Raw genomic sequence first — 17,756 nt, forward strand, 5'->3', positions numbered from 1 at the left:
GCTAGATGAATATTACACTTTTGGTTGCTTTTATTATTTCGTTGTTCGTGTCGGCGATTGGCACAAAACTGTTGATACCATATCTCAGACATAAGCAGTTTGGACAATTCATACGTGAAGAAGGTCCACAGGCGCATAAGAAGAAAGCCGGAACTCCGACTATGGGCGGAGTGATGATTGTTTTTGGTATCATTGTGGGCTTAGTTACAGGGATGATATGTAACAGAAACGTGACAGCGGATACAACAGCAATCATCCTGACGATGCTGGCATTCGGAATAATTGGATTCCTCGACGATTTCGAGAAAATTGCCAAGAAGAATAATCTTGGACTGACGCCCAAACAAAAAATCATGCTGCAGATACTGTTCAGCCTTGGAATTGGTCTCTATATGATATTCGGCGGGAGTGGAACGGAGGTATTCATACCGTTTGTCAAGATATATGTGAACTTCGGTGTGCTTTTCATGCCTTTTGTAATCATCACAGAAGTCGCTATGTCAAACGGTGTAAATTTATCCGACGGTCTCGACGGACTCGCTTCGTCGGTAACTCTGGTAGTTGCAATATTATTTGCACTTGTAGGTTATGTTCATGGGAATGATATCCTTATGATCAGTGGGGTGGCTATTGCCGGATCGCTTATAGGGTTTCTTGTTTTCAACAAATACCCGGCCAGGATTTTTATGGGCGACACCGGATCGATGGCACTTGGCGGTGTGCTGTCGGCAATAGCTATCGTGAGCAAGACAGAGTTTTTGCTTCCAATTGCCGGTATTATCTACGTAGTAGAGTCGTTATCTGTAATAATTCAGGTAACATATTTCCGTAAGACCGGCGGCAAGAGATTCTTTCGTATGGCGCCTATTCATCACCACTTCGAGCTCGGCGGAATGAAGGAATACAATGTAGTCAAGATGTTTACACTAGTGACAATATGCGCGAGCGCAATTGCGTACTTTGCAGCATAGCTGCATAAAAAGAATATATTGGGAGTGAATTATGAGTTATACAGTTGATGAGTACAGAAGAGAAGTTTCTGCAAAAAAAATCCTTGTCGTAGGCATGGGGCGTTCGGGCATCGCAGCAGTTAAGGAGCTGCACAAGCTTGGTGCGACTGTAACGGCACAGGACATCAACACCGTAGACAAGTTAGATCCTAAATTCATAACATATCTGGATAGGGAGGCTATTGAATACTATTTCGGTTCCATTCCGGAGCATATGGACGTCTTCGATATGGTTGTGCTCAGCCCCGGAGTAAATCCTAACCTGGATTTTCTGGTAGATGGAAGGAATGCAGGTGTAGAGATAATTGGAGAGCTTGAGATGGCATTCAGGCTGTCCCGGGGTAAATACGTTGCCATAACCGGCACTAACGGCAAGACCACCACAACGAGTCTGGTCGGTAAGATATTTGAGGAAGCAGGAAGGAAATCAACCGTAGTCGGAAACATCGGTATAGCTGCTATTTCCAAGGTGCAGGATTCGACAGATGACGAGTGGATGATTGCCGAAGCCAGCAGCTTTCAGCTTGAGACTATCTCGGAGTTTAAGCCTGTTGTATCAGCTATTCTGAATTTTACTCCGGATCACTTGAACAGACATGGGAATATGGATGCATACGGGGCTTGTAAGGCAGCTATCGCTTCCAATCAGACCGAAGATGAATACATGATTGTTAACTATGACGATAAGGCGTGTCTGGCATTGTCGAGGGCAACTAAGGCCAAGGTTGTTCCTTTTAGCAGACAGGAAAGCCTCGGATTCGGCGCATATCTGGAAGACGGTTACATCGTAATAAGAGATGAAAACGGCATCGTTCATCAGATATGCAACAGTGAGGAGCTCAAGATTATCGGTGACCATAACATTGAAAATGCTCTGGCAGCGGCTGCTATTTCGTTTTTTGCAGGGATAGACTGCGAGGCCATCTCTGATGCAATCGAGAAGTTCCCGGGTGTAGAGCATAGAATCGAGTACTGCGGGGTTGTGGATGGAGTTAAATTCTACAATGATTCAAAGGGAACCAATGTCGAGGCGTCGATAATCGCACTCAAAGCGCTCAAGGAAAACATTATCCTTATAGCCGGCGGTGATGGGAAAGCACAGGGTTTTACTGAGCTCAGCGAGAACCTTGCGGGTAGAGTAAAGTCGATTGTACTGCTCGGAAGAGCTGCAAAAGATATAGAAAAGGCGGCGACAGCGGCTGGATTTACAAGTATATATTTCGAAAATGATATGAACGATTGTGTCAAGAAAGCTCTGTCACTCGCAGCAGAAGGCGATAAGGTGCTTTTGTCGCCGGCATGCGCAAGCTGGGATATGTACGATAATTATGAGCAGCGTGGTGAACACTTCAAAAGTTGTGTAAACCTACTTCTTCGGTAGCGAATATTATTAGGTTAAGTTTGGGATAGAGGGAAGCCAAATTGAAGAAACCAACCAGTATAGAAAAGAAAAGAACAAATAAGAAGGCCGACAAAGAATCCGGGGCAAAGAGGGGACGGCTCTCTGCCGGTCGCGGTTTCTTTAGCAGTGCCATGACGAGCCTGTATACAGACAGTGATTTTGTGATACTCCTGCTTGTAGCCGTACTCACTACTTTTGGGGTGGTCATGGTTTTCAGTGCCGGCTATTATTCGACTTTAGCCAAGTCGACTGATCCGTATTACTTTCTCAAGAGGCAGCTGGCATTTGCATTTACAGGCTTTATCATCCTGCTGGTTGTTTCCAAGATAGATTATCACTCGTATTCAAAATATTATAAGCAGATTGCGGTAGTCAGCTTGATACTGCTGCTGTTACTGTTCACGCCTCTTGGCGTAACGGTCAACTTCGCAAGACGCTGGATTTTTATCGGGCCAATTAGAATCACTCCAAGTGAAATCTCCAAGCTGGCGATGATTATTTTTACGGCCACTTATTTATCCGAAAATCCTAAGCGAGCCAAGCAAGGTCTGACAGGGATGTCTCTGATCCTTGGAATGATGGCGGTGCATGCTGCGCTGATTATCAAACAGCCAAATTTGTCGACAGCCATAGTGATAGTGGCAATTATGATAGGTATACTGTTTGTCGGAGGTCTAGCGTGGAGATACATATTTTTTGCGTTCGGGGGACTCGCTGCGGGCATGGTGTCCATCCTCCTGTTCTTCCGTCACACACACTGGTACTCGAGACTTACCAATTGGATGGATCCGTTCAAGGATGCGCAGGGAGAAGGCTATCAGGTGTCTCAATCGATTATTGCACTGGGTAACGGCGGTTTCAAAGGGTTGGGTCTGGGCAAAAGCATATCCAAAAATCTGTATCTGCCTGAACCGCAGAACGACTTTATACTTGCGATCATCGGAGAGGAACTGGGCTTCATCGGAGTGTTCATAATGATGGGTATATATCTATACCTTATCTGGAGGTGCATTTTGGTGTCATCCAAGGCTAAGGACAAGCTGGGCTTGTTTATGGCTTCCGGTATTTCGATTATGCTGGGACTTCAGGTTGTTGTCAATGTTGCTGTCGTTACAGCTTCCATGCCGGCAACAGGTATTACGCTACCATTTGTAAGCTATGGCGGTACATCATTGTGGGTATTTATGGCAGCGATGGGAATTATGCTAAATATTTCTAAGCAGGGAAGGGCTAAGTAGAGATGAGAATTATATTGACAGGCGGCATCACGGGCGGTCACATCTATCCTGCACTTGCGATTGCAGATCAATTTAAGGAAATAGATGCGAATGCAGAGTTTCTATACCTTGGTTCTGATGAAGGTATGGAGAAATATATAGTTCCAAAGCACGGATATGAGCTTAAGTACATAGATTCGCGATGGTTTGATCGAAGCAGCCCACTCAAGCTTGCCAAGACTCTGCTAAAAAACGAAAAGGGCAAACGAGAGACTATCAGGGCCATGAAGCGCTTCAAGCCGGATTTTGTCATGAGCACAGGCAGCTTTGTAAGTGTTCCGGTTGCCTTGGCGGCAAAGTCGCTCGGAATTCCTATTTATATCCATGAGCAGAACGCATATCCGGGGATGGCCAACAAGCTGCTCTCCAAATATGCTAGAAGGGTTTTTCTCGGCTTTGAAGCGGCTAGAAGATATTTTCCTAGTGCGAAAGTCGTTTATACAGGAAATCCCGTTAGGAACGAATTTGGCGAACAGAGCCGCAGTGATGCGCGCAGGGAGTTGGAAATTCCGGAGAACGACTTTGTAGTCTTAACCTTTGGCGGTAGCCTCGGTGCAGAGACTATAAACGACATCGGTCTTGAGATTGTCAGCAATTACGGTAACGATGAGGATACTACGATTATATTCGGAACAGGCAAGGACTACTATGAACATGTAAACCGGCGACTTGCGGCCGGAAACAGAGAAGTTCCTGCAAATGTCCGTGTTATGCCGTATATCTCCGACATGGCCAAGATGCTCGCTGCCAGTAACGTAATAATCTGCAGATCAGGAGCACTGTCTACTGCCGAGGTCACTATGGCCGGTCGTGCAGCGATATTTGTTCCGTCGCCAAATGTAACAGGCGATCATCAGTACTATAATGCAAAGGCTGTGGCAGATAATGGAGGAGCGGTTCTGATCACCGAGGATAGCGACGTGGAAATAAGAGTTCTCAATGCCTTAAAAGCTCTCAAGACTGATCCGTCACTCCTCGAGGATATGGAGAAGGGAAGCTACAGGTCGGCACCTGTCGACGCGGCCAAGATAATTTGCGAGGAAATCATCAAGGACTTGAGGGCAAGACGAAGCTAGAGGTTATAATGAGCAAGGATAATAATGTAACACCCGAACTTAATAACAAAAGAAGCCGAGAGCGGAATGCTGTTGCCGGGAATGCGGATGACACAGTTGCAGGAGCGGATAATATTGATAGCAAAGAGCGTGTAACTGATAATTTTACGGAGACTGTCGGAGATGAGAGCACACTGGATGAGATTGAAAAACGCAGGGAAAAACGCAAGCGCAAGCTCAAAAAGCCGGGATTCTTTACAAGAGTGTTTATAGTGCTTGGCATCCTGATAGCGCTTATAGCATTTTCGATGTCCGGTTTCTTTACCGTAGATACAATCGATGTTCAAGGCAACAAGTACTACACTGACGAAGAAATTACCAATCTGGCACACGCTACAACCGGGCGCAATCTGATATATAAGCTCAATAAAAGACAGATGCTCAAGTATTTGGAGAAAAATCCCTACATAGAAGAGGCAAGGGTGTACAGGAGACTGCCAAGTACGATTGTGATCAATGTTACGGAGAGAATTCAGATTGCAGCGTTAACCTACGGTGATCAATATCTGATCATAGACGGTAAGGGGACGCTGTTGAGGATTACCAATACCAAACCTAAACTGACAATAGTTACTGGATTTAAGGTTAAGAAAGTGGAACTGGGAGAGCAGGTCGGAGTAAGCAACACCGATTTATTTAAAAATCTGCTGTCTCTACTTGGCTCAATGCAGAGTGGCGATGTTTACTTCACCAAGATAAACGTCACAGAGCTGTTTATCACTGCTAATGTTTACGATTCATTGGTCGTTAGGAGCAAGTATAAGGATTTAAAGGACACAATAGATAAAGGGAGATTGCATAAGGTGTTGGATGAGCTGTTCAAGAGAAATATCAAGCGAGGAACTATTACAATTTCATCTGATGGATATGCGTCATTTACTCCGGAATTATAGGATTACGCATATGAGTTATTTGTTAATTAAATACCGCAAAAACCATGTATTTTGTGGTATGAATGTAAAAAAGAACCGTATATATAGTGCATTGTATGATTCAATATGATATTATTAGTTAGATTTAGTCGATAATAGGAGGGGCTTTATGATGGAATTTGTTTCAGACTTCGTATCCAGCACAGATAATGCTGCGATCATCAAAGTCGTAGGTGTTGGCGGCGGCGGTTGCAACGCTATCAACAGAATGGTTGACGAGAATCTTCAAGGTGTAACCTTTATTGCAGTCAATACTGATAAGCAGGCACTTGCAAAGTGTAAGGCTGAAGTGAAGATTCAGATTGGAGAGAAGCTTACCGGAGGCCGCGGTGCGGGCGCTAACCCCGAGATCGGTCAGAAGGCGGCCGAAGAAACTCTCGAGGAGATTTCGAGTTACCTACAGGATGCAGATATGGTATTTGTCACAGCTGGCATGGGTGGTGGAACAGGAACAGGTGCTGCCCCAATTATTGCCAAGGCATCTATGGATTGCGGAGCTCTGACAGTCGCAGTAGTCACCAAGCCATTCTCATTTGAAGGCAAGAAACGTTGGAACAGAGCTACAAAGGGAATTCAGTATCTAACCAATTTCGTTGATTCTCTTGTTATCATTCCTAATGATAGACTGATTGACTCAAGCGAAAAGAACACAACGATGATCGAGGCCTTTTCGATGGCAGATGATGTCCTTAGACAGGGTGTTCAGGGGATTTCCGATCTTATCTCCGAGTACGGAATAGTCAATGTTGATTTTGCCGATGTCAAGACAATCATGGAGGGCAGAGGAGTTGCTCACATGGGGGTTGGAATTGGTACCGGAGACAACAAAATCGAAGATGCGGTTAGAAATGCAATCGAGAGTCCGCTTCTCGAGACTTCTATCGATGGTGCTAGATCTATTCTGCTTTACGTATGCGGTGGATATGACATTGGTATGCAGGATATCAGCAAGATTGCCAGCAAGATTCAGGACGAGGCAGACCCTGAAGCTAACATTATCTTTGGAGCAACTGTTAACGAGAATATGAACGATAAGGTATCCATCACACTTATCGCGACAGACTTCACTACCGGTGGATTAGCTCCCGCTGGTGAAACACCGGAAGTAGCCAGACCAAGCGTGAAAGGCACCCGTGTTAACGTAGACGGTCTTGAGGGACAGATTGTTGACATGAGTGATTTTATGAAGGACGACAATCAGGCTGACAAGGGATCTTCTGATTTCGATGTTCCTGATTTCCTCAAGTAGTGGAAACCTACAACGACCATAAGGGGATGGCTAGTGAACCGTATAGATTCATTAGCTCTCCCGACAATGATAAGATACGTTTTATCAAGAGACTCGGTCACAAGAAGTATCGCGATCAGCAGGGGAAATTCCTTATTGAAGGGATTAACCTTGTCAGAGCCGCACTTAGCAAAGCTTTGACCATGGAGATGGTTCTGATTGCCGACGACTTTGATTACAGTGAGATTGCGGAAACGCTCTCCGGTAACGTGGATTATCATCGTATATACCTGGTTCCGCGTTATCTGTATGAAAAGATAAGCGATGCGGAGAATGGATCTGGAATTATTGCAGTCGTTAATAAGAGTTCGTATTCTTTGGATACTCTTGAGAGCATGCTACGTTCTCATCATGGGTGCGTCGGGAATATTTTAGTTTTAGACAGACTACAGGATCCCGGAAATATTGGAACAATGATTAGGACTGCTGTTGCGGCGGGGTATTCTATAGTCGCAACGATTAAAGGCACGGCGGACATCTATTCACCGAAGGTGCTGAGGGCGTCTGCAGGAATGATATTTGACATTGCAGTTGTTGAGCTTGTAGATGCAAATGATCTAAAGAAAATGGTGTCCAGACTAGACAAGAAGATTGTTGTGACAGATCCAAGAAAAGGAGTTCCTTATTACAAATGCAGTCTCGCGAGAGATGTAGCACTTGTCATAGGAAATGAAGGCAATGGTATAAGCGAAGAGATATTGGAGAGCTCCGATATCCGCGTAAACATACCGATGCAAGGAGAGGTAGAATCACTTAATGCGGCTGTTTGCGCTTCGTTACTCATGTACGAGGCAATGCGCATAGACGAGTGATAGTACGAATACAACGTTTATAGCAGAATGGAGTACATTATGGAAAAATGCAAAGCGGACGTAACAATCTGTGGCAATGATTATGTTCTATCCGGCGATAAGAGCGAGGATAAGATAAAAGAGATTGCCAAGTATGTTGACGATGAGCTTAGACATACCAGTAAGTTGCTTAATAGCAATCCAAACTACAGGAGCGCAGTCCTCACGGCTATCAATTTGGCTGAAAAGCTGATGGATAACAGTGATCTGCTGCTCAAGCTTCAGACTGAGAATCACCAGCTTGACAACGACGTTAAGCACTACATCTCACTGTGGGAGGATGCTAAGCTTCAGGTATCTGATCTAAAGGATAAGATGACAACTGCATCTGATCTCAATGTTCAGGAAAGTGAGAAGTATAAGGAGCTTGAGGCCAAGTGTGGCGAGCTTGAAAATGCATACTTTGATCTTCAAATGGAAAACACCAACCTCAAGAACGAGATTAGGAACCTGCAGAAGTTCAGAGGCGAGAATGAATAAAAAGTGTTTAAAGCTTCTGGAATACAACAAAATAATAGACTTGCTTTCCGCTGAGGCGGGGTCGGCTCTTGCGCGTGAGCGCATTTCTGAGCTTGCACCTATGTCCAACATGCGGATGATTCAAGAGGCATTAACGGAAACTACGGAAGCAGTTTCCGTTATTCTATATAAAGGCGATATTCCTGTTGGGGAATTTGGGAACATCATCGGTCTACTCGATATAGTTCGCAAGGGTAGAACGCTCTCAATGAGAGAACTGCTCACGGTCAATCGAAGCTTGGTCGGAGCAAGGGAAGTTAAAGACTTCCTTTCCTCCGATGTTCCGGAAATTCCGATGATATGTGAGATAAGCTCGCTGATTGCACCGATTCCACGGTTGGAGAGTGAAATAAATCGCTGTATACTGTCCGAAGACGAGATGTCGGATAATGCCTCACCGGAGCTTAAACGCATTAGGCGTGAAATAAGAAATAAAAACGAAAGCATAAGACACAAAATCGACAGCTATACGAGCAGCGGCAGCAACAATGTGTATTTGCAAGATTCAATTGTTACAATGAGAAATGGCAGATACGTAATACCGGTCAAGCGTGAATATAGCAGCAGAGTTCCGGGGTTAATTCACGACCAGTCTAAAACCGGTGCGACATTCTTTATCGAGCCGCAGGCTATAGTGAACCTCAACAACGAACTCAGAGAGCTTGAACTGGCTGAACAGAGGGAGATAGAGCGTATATTGCAGATGCTGTCGGTCCGAGTGGGCGAGCATTACAACGAGCTCAGAAATAACCAGGAACTCATGGTCAAGCTTGATGTCATCAACGCTAAAGGTAGACTTTCTGTGGCGCTGGACGGGGTGGCTCCACATCTGGATGCAAACGGAGTTCTCAACATACGCGCAGGCAGACATCCGCTTTTGGATAAGAACAAGGTCGTACCTATCGATGTTTCGCTGGGCGAAGACTACGATACGCTGCTCATAACAGGACCTAACACCGGAGGTAAGACGGTTACGCTCAAGACTATCGGATTATTCATTCTGATGACTGAATCTGGGCTGCATATTCCATGCTGTGAGGAGAGCCGCATACCAATTTTTAGAGATGTATTTGCAGAGATTGGAGACGAACAGAGCATCGAGAACAATCTAAGTACGTTCTCGTCGCACATGCTGAATACGGCCGATATTATTGCAAATGCAGACGCGAATTCACTCGTACTCCTCGACGAGATCGGTTCAGGAACGGATCCCGCAGAAGGTGCTGCCCTGGGAATTGCAATGCTGGAGGTGCTAAAGACAAAAGGGGCGCATATTGTTGCAACGACGCATTATACCGAGCTTAAAAAATACGCACTATCGACTGAAGGGGTTGAAAACGCATCGATGGAATTCGATATGGAGACACTTTCACCTACGTATAAGATCAAGATCGGCTTGCCGGGAAAGTCCAACGCGTTTGAGATTTCCAGGAAGCTTGGTCTGGATTCGGCGATAATCGATAGAGCTATCTCCTTGATGAATGAGAATGACATCGAATTCGAGGGGGCGGTTTCACGTGTTGAGGCTGATCAAAACAGAGCAGATGAAGTTCTTGCTAGAGCTGAGGCGATGGAGGCGGAGGCGAATCGCAAGCTCATGGATGCCGAAGAAAAGCTGGCAGCAGCTAAGGATAGCAAGCGTAGGATCATTGAGTCTGCTAAGGAAGAGGCTCGAGACATAATAAGCGATGCAAATAGAACCGTTAAAGAGGTTAGCAAAGAGCTTAGGAAGGCTGCCAAGGAAAACCGTGACAATTCCTCCGCGGCTGTGGCTGAGAGTAAACGCAAACTTCGAGAGAAGTATATCAAAAATGCTGCTGCACCTAAAGAGGTTAAGAACAGCAATGTCCCTAAAGCCGAGGAGCTCAAGCGAGGGACTCGTATCAAATTATTAAAGCTGGGTCAAAACGGAGAGGTTGAGACTCCGCCGGATGCATCCGGCAGTCTGACTGTAAGGATAGGTGCGCTCAAGATGGGAGCAAAGCTCAAGGATGTAGTGATCATTGAGGACAACAGACCTGGCAATAAAGCACGCAAACGCGAAAACTATGCTGTTATGAATACATCTAAGGTGAGGACGATTTCACCATCTATCAACGTGGTAGGCAAGAATTTGGATGACGCCGAGATGGAAGTAAGCAAGTATATCGATGACGCGTTTCTTGCCGGCGTAAATGAAGTCCGGATTGTGCACGGAAGAGGAGAAGGAATTCTGCGCACAGGACTCAGACAGATGCTCAAACGCAACAAAAATATCAAGTCTATAGCGGGAGCTTCGTATGATCAGGGCGGCGAAGGGGTGACAGTTGTCACATTTATAGATAAATAATGAGCTTAAACCGTTCAAAAAGGTTACTAAAAAGCCGGTTTTGATATATAATTAATTGATTAGAGATTGATAATGGGGATAGTGTCAATGTACGTCGTTAGCAGATGCCTTTTAGGAATTAATTGCAAATATAATGGCGGGAATAATTTGAACGAGGATGTCATCGAGTTTTGCCGCAATCACTCCGTTATTGCAGTCTGCCCAGAGACAGCAGGTAAACTGGAGTCGCCCAGACCACCGGCAGAGCATCAGTTGGTGACTATGCCTGATGGCAGTGTTGAAGAACGTGTAATAGATAAGGACGGTAAGGATAGAACCGCAAATTTCTTCAATGGGGCTAATATCTCAATGAACGAGGTGCTTCGGAAATGCGAATCTACAGGTGAAACGATAGAGGGTGCTATACTAAAGGCAAACAGCCCTTCGTGCGGTAGCGATATGATATACGATGGAACCTTTGCAGGGGTGCTGATACCTGGAGATGGAATATTTGCCGGGATGCTCAAGGAACGCAATGTTCCGGTTATGAGTGAAAAGAATTTTAAAGAGAGATTAAACGTAGAGGAGAAGGCCGAGAAATGATCGACTACAAGTTACAGATAGCACAAATTATATCTAAGCAGGATATAGGGCTAAGCGCAGATGAAATCGCTGAAATGATTGAGGTGCCAGCTGATTCTAACAATGGCGATTTTGCATTCCCTTGTTTCAGACTAGCGAAGATGATGAGGGAAGCGCCACAGATGATAGCTGCCGGAATAGCTGAGACAATTGAATCCGAGTCGATTTTTGAGAAGGTAGAGCGGGTAAACGCATATGTGAACATGTTTATCCGCAAGGATGTGTTCGTTAAAAACGTTGTCACAGAGGTGATTCGTACCGGTGCTGATTACGGAAAATCCAATATTGGTGAGGGCAAGACGGTTATAGTCGAATTCTCATCGCCTAATATTGCCAAACCGTTCCACATTGGCCATATCAGGAGCACCGTAATCGGAAATTCCATCCATAAGCTGTATAAAGCGACAGGCTATGATGTTGTAAGAATCAACCATCTCGGTGATTACGGCACACAGTTCGGCAAGATGATTGTTGCATATAGATTGTGGGGCAGTGAGGATGAGCTTGAACGGAGCCCGATTAAATCGTTGCTTAAATATTATACTAAATTCCATGAAGAGGTTGAGAAAGATCCAAGTCTGGATGATAAGGCTAGAGAGACGTTTGCCAAGCTTGAGAACGGAGCAGAAGAAGAGGTTGCTCTCTGGAAGAGGTTTAGAGATCTGAGTCTCAAGGAATTTAACAGAGTGTACAAGATGCTTGGGATAGAGTTCGACTCATATGCCGGCGAGAGCTTCTATTCAGACAAGATGCCCTCTGTGTTGCAGGAGCTCAAGGATAAGGGCTTGATGCACGAATCACGAGGTGCTCAGATCGTGGATCTGGAAGATTATGGTATGCCGCCGGCTGTTATTACCAAGTCCGACGGATCAAGTCTATATGCTACTAGAGATATAGCTGCTGCAATATATAGAAAGCAGCACTATGATTTCTACAAAAATATATACGTTGTTGCAACTCAGCAGAATCTGCATTTCAAGCAGTGGAAGCAGGTGCTGGAATTAATGGGGTACAGTTGGCAAAAGGATTGTATCCACGTCCCTTTTGGACTGGTTAGCCTCGAAGATGGTACGATGTCGACTCGTAAGGGCAGAGTGGTTTTTCTTGAGGATGTGCTGAGCAAGGCTGTTGAGAAAACCAGGGAGATCATCGAAGAGAAGAATACGGGCGGGGTTGATATTGATGAGATCTCAAGAGAAGTCGGAATCGGTGCGGTAATATTCCAGGAACTGTCCAACAACAGAATCAAGGATTATGTGTTCTCGTGGGATAAGGTACTAAACTTCGATGGAGAGACGGGTCCTTATGTTCAGTACACACATGCAAGAGCGTCCAGTGTTCTTAGAAATGCTTCGCAGGAGGAGCTGAGCAAGATTCAAAACTCAGACATCGGCGCTTTCAGCTATGTGACATCTGAAAGCGCATATGAGCTGACCAAGCTGATCTACAGGGTTCCGGAGGTAATCAGAGAGGCCGCTGCTAAGTATGAGCCATCGATACTGACCAGACACCTGATAGATATCGCTCAGGGTTTTAACAGGTTCTATCACGATGAACATATCTTAGTAGATAACGAGGATGAGAAGATGGCTAAACTAGCGCTGGTGTATGCTTCTAAGATTACGATTGCCGACTGCTTGGCAATTCTCGGCATACAGGCGCCTGATAAGATGTAGGGGAGACGACGATGAAGCTACTGCTCAGCACAGTCAAGACAGAATGCTTTGATTCAAAGCTAGCACTTAAGAATATGTACAACGTCGTTGGGAATGCACCGCTGGACGTGTATCTCAGGGAATTTGACCTGAGCGATCCTGACCAGAGAATTTATGAAGAATTGCTGGGAGAGAAATACAACATTCTATATTTTCACTGCGATGAAGTGAATGAATTCAAGATAGCGCACATCTGCGAATTGATTAAGAAGGCCGTACCGAGCTGTATCGCTGTTGTGGGCGGTAAGGAGGTCAGCTTTGAGACACGTGAGTTCATGCAGGCGCATCCGGAGATTGACTATGTGTTCCGCGGTGAGTGCGAGAAGGTGTTGTTTGACTTTGTGAGATCAATTATCACATACAGTTTTGACTTCGAGAATATAGATGGTCTCGCTTATCGAGAGAATGACGAGATATTGGTCAATAAGATTGGAGAGCCGATTCGCTACGAAGATATACCTTTTACGTACGATAAATTCGAAGTGGCAGAAGGTGAGAACGTATACTACGAATCGTCTCGCGGAGTTCCCGACACCTGCCACTATTCTCAGTATATGCCGGGCATGTCGCTCCGTTCGCTTTCTCTCAATAGGATTTGTAATGAGCTGAGATATTTCCTGGTTAAGAAGGTTGGCAAGGTGACCTTTGTCGAGAAGTGGTTTAACTATGATGTGGCCAGAGCGTACAGAATCTGGGAATATCTAATCAATAATGACAATGGAATTACATCCTTTATATTTGATATTAATGGTGATTTGCTCGATGAGGAGACAGTTGAGCTTCTAAGTGAAGCCAGACCCGGATTGTTTCATTTCGATGTTGATATCGAGACCACCAATGCGACTGCGCTGGCCGCAGCAGGACGTAAGGAGAATATATACCAGCTTATGTACAATGTCACAAAGCTGCTTCAGAACAGCGAGGTTGACGTCAGAGTGGTGCAGCGTGTGGGTCTTCCGGGTGAGACGATAGAGCTGTTTGAAAGAGCCTTTAACAAGATATACAATCTTCATGCAGATACCTTTGATATAGAGGTGTTGCGCATCAAGAGGGGAACGATGTTCAGACAGCGTGCCGAGCAGTTCGGATATGAGTACAGCAGAGAGTGCCCTAATGAGGTCATTGCAAGCGATTATCTCTCTGCTGCAAGCATCGTGAGGATTAAACTGATAGCAAATACGGTCAAGACCTTTGAACATGGCTTTGAGGATTCTATCAATAAGATTATGTTTGATGCCGGTCTCAGACCATTTGAATTTTTCGATGGACTCACATCGTTTATCATGAGAAACGATTTATCTCGCAAGCTGGGCAAGGAAGAGAATATGTACAGAGTGCTGTATACATATGCGGCAGATTTGTATGATAAGAACGAAGATACCTTGAAACTGCAGGTGCTGCAGGAGGTGCTTCACAGCGATATGAACAAAAACGTATCGCAGGATGTGATTAGGAAATTAGAACGTAAAGGGTGGGAAATACATGTCACAGCAAAACACTAAGCAAGATCGCATAGCAACATACCTCCAGAAATCAAATGGAGGTATTTTGTTTGATGAGCTTTCAGATAAATATCTAAGCGAGGCAGGCATCTACGATATACTACACGGCGTTCCTGTTCCAATCGCTGCCGGAGTTGGCGATGAGCTATCTACTCTAACTATCGCATTTGGAATGGCTAGGGTAATCGGAGCGGATACCAACTTTGAATACAAGGACAACTATGTTGCGTATATTAAGCAGCTCTTTGGAGACGATGCCTCAAAGGCGTTAATTGCAGAAGGCGCAAAATACGGACAGTCGGGGAATTACGAGCTTGCGGCAATGTTTTTCAGAGCGGTGCTCATATTCGACTCAAGGTCGCGAGATGCACTCTATCTATACGGCAGAGCCTGCAAGGATGCATATGAGCGGGAGAATGAGGACGAGGAGTATGTAGGTAGCTTTAAGGCTGAATCGTTGGAAATATTTGAGCTACTTACGATGCTTCACCCTGACTTCGTGATGGGATATTACTTCCTCGGATACGGATACGCTAACCTGGGGCTATATATAAAAGCTGACCTCACATGGGCAAAATTCATCGAACGGACTGCGGCAACGGGTGACCCGGAGATTGAGGAGCTGAGGAGTGAAATTTCCGAGAGGTTAGATGCGCTCAGGGAGCCGGTCAAGATCGAGGAGGGTGTGAACTGCGTTCTCAGTGGGGATTATATGGGAGGAATTAACATTCTTTCGCAATATACTGATGGGAATTACAAGGATTGGTGGCCGTTGTGGTACTATCTGGCCGTATCTGAGGCTTCCCTGGGTAATGCGGAACCGGCCATCGACTACTACAAGCAGGCATTGGTATACACACCTAGCAACACAGATATCATGGAAGAACTGGCTTCTGTCTATGCGGCTATAGGTGATCAAGCAAATGCTGTCAAATATCTTAATAAGATTGAAATCGTAAAAAACAATATTAAGCAAGAGAGTGGAAATCAATAATTTATACTATGGAGTGGAGGTGTCGATGTCGCATTTCTTCAGGTACGAGATGGACGGCGAACCGTATCTCAATATGATGCTCATATATGTAATATTTGCGGTATCAATAGCTATCGCAGTTAAATTTAGAAAAAACGAAAAACTACTCAAGGCCGTGCTGATTATCAGTGTGGCCTTGCAGGCTGTTATGTTCGCGTGGTATTTGGGAGACAAGGCGCTACTGATTAAGGAAGGTCTTCCCTTATACCACTGCAGGCTGGCAGCTTTGATGTCAGCTGCTGGATATTTTTTCAATAAACCGAAGGTGGCTAGGTTTTTTGCCTGGATGGGACTGGTTGGAGCTGTGATCGCTTTTGTCTTTCCGGATCCGTCGGATTTTATGTGGCCACACTTGACCAATCTTACCTTCGTTTCTACACATTGCTTTATAGCTATGGGATCAATCATGGTTATTGCCAGAAACGACGTAAAGCTCTGCGTAATTGATGCATGCGTTATGACGGTAGTGATGAATGCATTTCTCGTTATTGTAAATGCTATGCTCGGTAGCAATTACGGCTATCTGACTGAGCTTCCACCCGGTATTCCGTTACAGTTGAACAAATATATGCTGTTTGTGTTATTGACTGCTGTAATTTCAGGAGGCGAACCGCTGCTGGACAGAGCATATGCCGCAATCAAAATGCACGATTAGCTTAACGTATATAGTTAAGTAAGAGAAATCGCTAAAGAAATGTGACGACACTATGAAGATTAGCACTCAACAGTTGACAGTGCTAACAATTACGCCTATACTATAGATGTAAGCAGAGATGAGATTATAGTTAAGGCTTACAGAGAGTAGAAAATGAGGAGGTGTGATAGAATGTTACCTGCAATTTTTGGAGAAAACGTATTTGATAATTTTATGAATGACTTTGATCGTGACTTCTTTAGACGCTGGGATGCATCGAAGCTCATGAGAACCGATGTTAAAGAAACAGAAGGTGGATATGAGCTAAAGGTGAATATGCCGGGGTTGAAGAAGGAAGATGTAAGTATCAAGCTTGATCAGGATTATCTTACGATTTCAGCTAATGCAAAGTCATCTGATGATGAAAAGGATGATAATGGTAAGTATGTAAGAAGAGAACGCTATTATGGAAGCTATCAGCGTCAGTTCTACTTGGGAAAGGGCGTAAAGCAGGAGGATATACATGCAAGCATGGCAGATGGCGTGTTAACATTGGATATCCCAAAGCGAAACCGGCAGGAGCTTGACAATTCACGTGTTATTGAGATTGAAGGATAGTGTAACATAAGAAGCACAAATGATTGTATAACTTCTTAAAGGTGTAAAATTAAAAGTGACAAGATGAGTAGCCGGGGCGGTTAGCTTCGGCTGCTTGTCTGATATAATATAGTTCATTAAAGAAATGATTTAATAATGCAGGTTCCAAAATAACGGAATGATGAAATGATACATAGAATTATGATATACTGACTATAAAAATCTTGACATGACATGATGGTTAGTATAAAATAAGGAAGTCGCGAACGTGGGAAGATGTTCCGAGGTAGCTCAATGGCAGAGCAACCGGCTGTTAACCGGTAGGTTGTGGGTTCGAGCCCCACCCTCGGAGCCATTGATTTTGTGCCGGAATGGCGGAATTGGCAGACGCCCGGGACTTAAAATCCCGTGAGAAGTGATTCTCGTACCGGTTCGACCCCGGTTTCCGGCACCAATAATTAAATATCGCGGGGTAGAGCAGTTGGTAGCTCGTCGGGCTCATAACCCGGAGGCCGCAGGTTCAAGTCCTGTCCCCGCAACCAACGAAATTTAACCGTAGGCTGATGTCTGCGGTTTTTTAGTGCAATGGATTAAACAGTGGCGTATTGCCGGTCTTTTGTGGCTTATAGGACAAAAAACGTGTTACAAAACCGCTATAGCCATTGAAATTTCAATGGCTATAGCGGTTTTATCTTTTTTGAAAGAAGATAGAGGGTGGACAAAAAACGTGTTTAGAATGCTTGTTAACAGTTGAAATTTCAACATGTATTGGCGTTATATCTTTCTGAGAATGAATTATCGGGAGGATACCGAATGAAGAGCGTTAATTGTCCATATTGTGGAGCCAAATGTATCAGACATGGAAAGAATAGTTCAGGTACGCAGAGATGGTTTTGCCCTGAGTGCAAGTCATCATTTACACCTAAAATCG

The 17,756-nt window shown here is 44.7% G+C and carries 16 protein-coding genes and 3 tRNA genes; all 19 read left to right on the forward strand.

Annotated features, from left to right (window positions below; all coding sequences use genetic code 11):
• Nucleotides 1–5: 5 nt before the first annotated feature.
• A complete protein-coding gene (mraY, locus tag HMPREF1152_RS00375) occupies nt 6–971 on the forward strand; it encodes a phospho-N-acetylmuramoyl-pentapeptide-transferase (RefSeq protein WP_009643149.1) in 966 nt (321 codons plus the stop codon).
• A gap of 31 nt (nt 972–1,002) precedes the next feature.
• The gene (gene murD, locus HMPREF1152_RS00380) at nt 1,003–2,391 is read left to right on the forward strand and encodes a UDP-N-acetylmuramoyl-L-alanine--D-glutamate ligase (protein WP_009643163.1); all 1,389 of its coding nucleotides are present in this window, start codon (nt 1,003–1,005) and stop codon (nt 2,389–2,391) included.
• Between the two features lie 41 nt (nt 2,392–2,432).
• Nucleotides 2,433–3,650, forward strand: coding sequence for a putative lipid II flippase FtsW (gene ftsW / locus HMPREF1152_RS00385; RefSeq protein WP_009643156.1), 1,218 nt, complete (start codon nt 2,433–2,435; stop codon nt 3,648–3,650).
• Nucleotides 3,651–3,652: 2 nt separating this feature from the next.
• Nucleotides 3,653–4,765 (forward strand): undecaprenyldiphospho-muramoylpentapeptide beta-N-acetylglucosaminyltransferase, encoded by a 1,113-nt coding sequence (gene murG, locus HMPREF1152_RS00390; protein WP_009643150.1) that lies wholly within the window; start codon nt 3,653–3,655, stop codon nt 4,763–4,765.
• 8 nt (nt 4,766–4,773) lie between these two features.
• Entirely contained in the window at nt 4,774–5,697 is a 924-nt protein-coding gene (locus tag HMPREF1152_RS00395; RefSeq protein ID WP_009643153.1) for a cell division protein FtsQ/DivIB, read from the forward strand.
• A 148-nt stretch (nt 5,698–5,845) separates the two neighbouring features.
• Complete coding sequence (gene ftsZ, locus HMPREF1152_RS00400; RefSeq protein WP_009643144.1) at nt 5,846–6,985, forward strand: cell division protein FtsZ; 1,140 nt, start codon at nt 5,846–5,848, stop codon at nt 6,983–6,985.
• Nucleotides 6,985–7,836 carry a TrmH family RNA methyltransferase gene (locus HMPREF1152_RS00405; RefSeq protein ID WP_156918812.1) on the forward strand — a complete coding sequence of 284 codons (852 nt, stop codon included), beginning with the start codon at nt 6,985–6,987 and terminating at the stop codon, nt 7,834–7,836. Before ftsZ ends, HMPREF1152_RS00405 begins: the two co-directional genes overlap by 1 nt.
• Before the next feature lie 39 nt (nt 7,837–7,875).
• Entirely contained in the window at nt 7,876–8,355 is a 480-nt protein-coding gene (locus tag HMPREF1152_RS08800; RefSeq protein WP_009643158.1) for a cell division protein ZapA, read from the forward strand.
• Nucleotides 8,348–10,723 (forward strand): endonuclease MutS2, encoded by a 2,376-nt coding sequence (locus HMPREF1152_RS00415; protein WP_009643140.1) that lies wholly within the window; start codon nt 8,348–8,350, stop codon nt 10,721–10,723. The genes HMPREF1152_RS08800 and HMPREF1152_RS00415 overlap by 8 nt, the downstream gene beginning before the upstream one ends.
• Before the next feature lie 72 nt (nt 10,724–10,795).
• Entirely contained in the window at nt 10,796–11,305 is a 510-nt protein-coding gene (locus HMPREF1152_RS00420; RefSeq protein ID WP_050992582.1) for a DUF523 domain-containing protein, read from the forward strand.
• Nucleotides 11,302–13,020, forward strand: coding sequence for an arginine--tRNA ligase (gene argS / locus HMPREF1152_RS00425; protein ID WP_009643164.1), 1,719 nt, complete (start codon nt 11,302–11,304; stop codon nt 13,018–13,020). The genes HMPREF1152_RS00420 and argS overlap by 4 nt, the downstream gene beginning before the upstream one ends.
• 11 nt (nt 13,021–13,031) lie before the next feature.
• Nucleotides 13,032–14,561 (forward strand): B12-binding domain-containing radical SAM protein, encoded by a 1,530-nt coding sequence (locus HMPREF1152_RS00430; protein ID WP_009643160.1) that lies wholly within the window; start codon nt 13,032–13,034, stop codon nt 14,559–14,561.
• The gene (locus HMPREF1152_RS00435) at nt 14,542–15,555 is read left to right on the forward strand and encodes a tetratricopeptide repeat protein (protein ID WP_036380598.1); all 1,014 of its coding nucleotides are present in this window, start codon (nt 14,542–14,544) and stop codon (nt 15,553–15,555) included. Before HMPREF1152_RS00430 ends, HMPREF1152_RS00435 begins: the two co-directional genes overlap by 20 nt.
• A 25-nt stretch (nt 15,556–15,580) precedes the next feature.
• On the forward strand, nt 15,581–16,249 hold the full coding sequence (locus tag HMPREF1152_RS00440; RefSeq protein WP_009643142.1) for a YwaF family protein: 669 nt from the start codon (nt 15,581–15,583) through the stop codon (nt 16,247–16,249).
• 171 nt (nt 16,250–16,420) lie between these two features.
• Nucleotides 16,421–16,846 (forward strand): Hsp20/alpha crystallin family protein, encoded by a 426-nt coding sequence (locus tag HMPREF1152_RS00445; protein ID WP_009643159.1) that lies wholly within the window; start codon nt 16,421–16,423, stop codon nt 16,844–16,846.
• A gap of 259 nt (nt 16,847–17,105) precedes the next feature.
• Nucleotides 17,106–17,180: transfer RNA gene (locus HMPREF1152_RS00450), tRNA-Asn, on the forward strand.
• A gap of 10 nt (nt 17,181–17,190) precedes the next feature.
• Nucleotides 17,191–17,279: transfer RNA gene (locus HMPREF1152_RS00455), tRNA-Leu, on the forward strand.
• Between the two features lie 12 nt (nt 17,280–17,291).
• Nucleotides 17,292–17,367: transfer RNA gene (locus tag HMPREF1152_RS00460), tRNA-Met, on the forward strand.
• A gap of 271 nt (nt 17,368–17,638) precedes the next feature.
• A partial coding sequence (locus tag HMPREF1152_RS10015; RefSeq protein WP_198004055.1) for an IS1 family transposase occupies nt 17,639–17,756 on the forward strand: 118 nt, incomplete at its 3' end.

Origin of the sequence: Mogibacterium sp. CM50, assembly GCF_000293155.1 — a bacterium.
Classification (GTDB): domain Bacteria; phylum Bacillota; class Clostridia; order Peptostreptococcales; family Anaerovoracaceae; genus Mogibacterium; species Mogibacterium timidum.

What these genes read in the sequence shown, in the direction of transcription:
- mraY (WP_009643149.1), top strand. Translation starts at nt 6, where the DNA reads ATGAATATTACACTTTTGGTTGCTTTTATTATTTCGTTGTTCGTGTCG.
- murD (WP_009643163.1), top strand. Translation starts at nt 1,003, where the DNA reads ATGAGTTATACAGTTGATGAGTACAGAAGAGAAGTTTCTGCAAAAAAA.
- murG (WP_009643150.1), top strand. Translation starts at nt 3,653, where the DNA reads ATGAGAATTATATTGACAGGCGGCATCACGGGCGGTCACATCTATCCT.
- HMPREF1152_RS00395 (WP_009643153.1), top strand. Translation starts at nt 4,774, where the DNA reads ATGAGCAAGGATAATAATGTAACACCCGAACTTAATAACAAAAGAAGC.
- ftsZ (WP_009643144.1), top strand. Translation starts at nt 5,846, where the DNA reads ATGATGGAATTTGTTTCAGACTTCGTATCCAGCACAGATAATGCTGCG.
- HMPREF1152_RS08800 (WP_009643158.1), top strand. Translation starts at nt 7,876, where the DNA reads ATGGAAAAATGCAAAGCGGACGTAACAATCTGTGGCAATGATTATGTT.
- HMPREF1152_RS00415 (WP_009643140.1), top strand. Translation starts at nt 8,348, where the DNA reads ATGAATAAAAAGTGTTTAAAGCTTCTGGAATACAACAAAATAATAGAC.
- HMPREF1152_RS00420 (WP_050992582.1), top strand. Translation starts at nt 10,796, where the DNA reads ATGGGGATAGTGTCAATGTACGTCGTTAGCAGATGCCTTTTAGGAATT.
- argS (WP_009643164.1), top strand. Translation starts at nt 11,302, where the DNA reads ATGATCGACTACAAGTTACAGATAGCACAAATTATATCTAAGCAGGAT.
- HMPREF1152_RS00430 (WP_009643160.1), top strand. Translation starts at nt 13,032, where the DNA reads ATGAAGCTACTGCTCAGCACAGTCAAGACAGAATGCTTTGATTCAAAG.
- HMPREF1152_RS00435 (WP_036380598.1), top strand. Translation starts at nt 14,542, where the DNA reads ATGTCACAGCAAAACACTAAGCAAGATCGCATAGCAACATACCTCCAG.
- HMPREF1152_RS00440 (WP_009643142.1), top strand. Translation starts at nt 15,581, where the DNA reads ATGTCGCATTTCTTCAGGTACGAGATGGACGGCGAACCGTATCTCAAT.
- HMPREF1152_RS00445 (WP_009643159.1), top strand. Translation starts at nt 16,421, where the DNA reads ATGTTACCTGCAATTTTTGGAGAAAACGTATTTGATAATTTTATGAAT.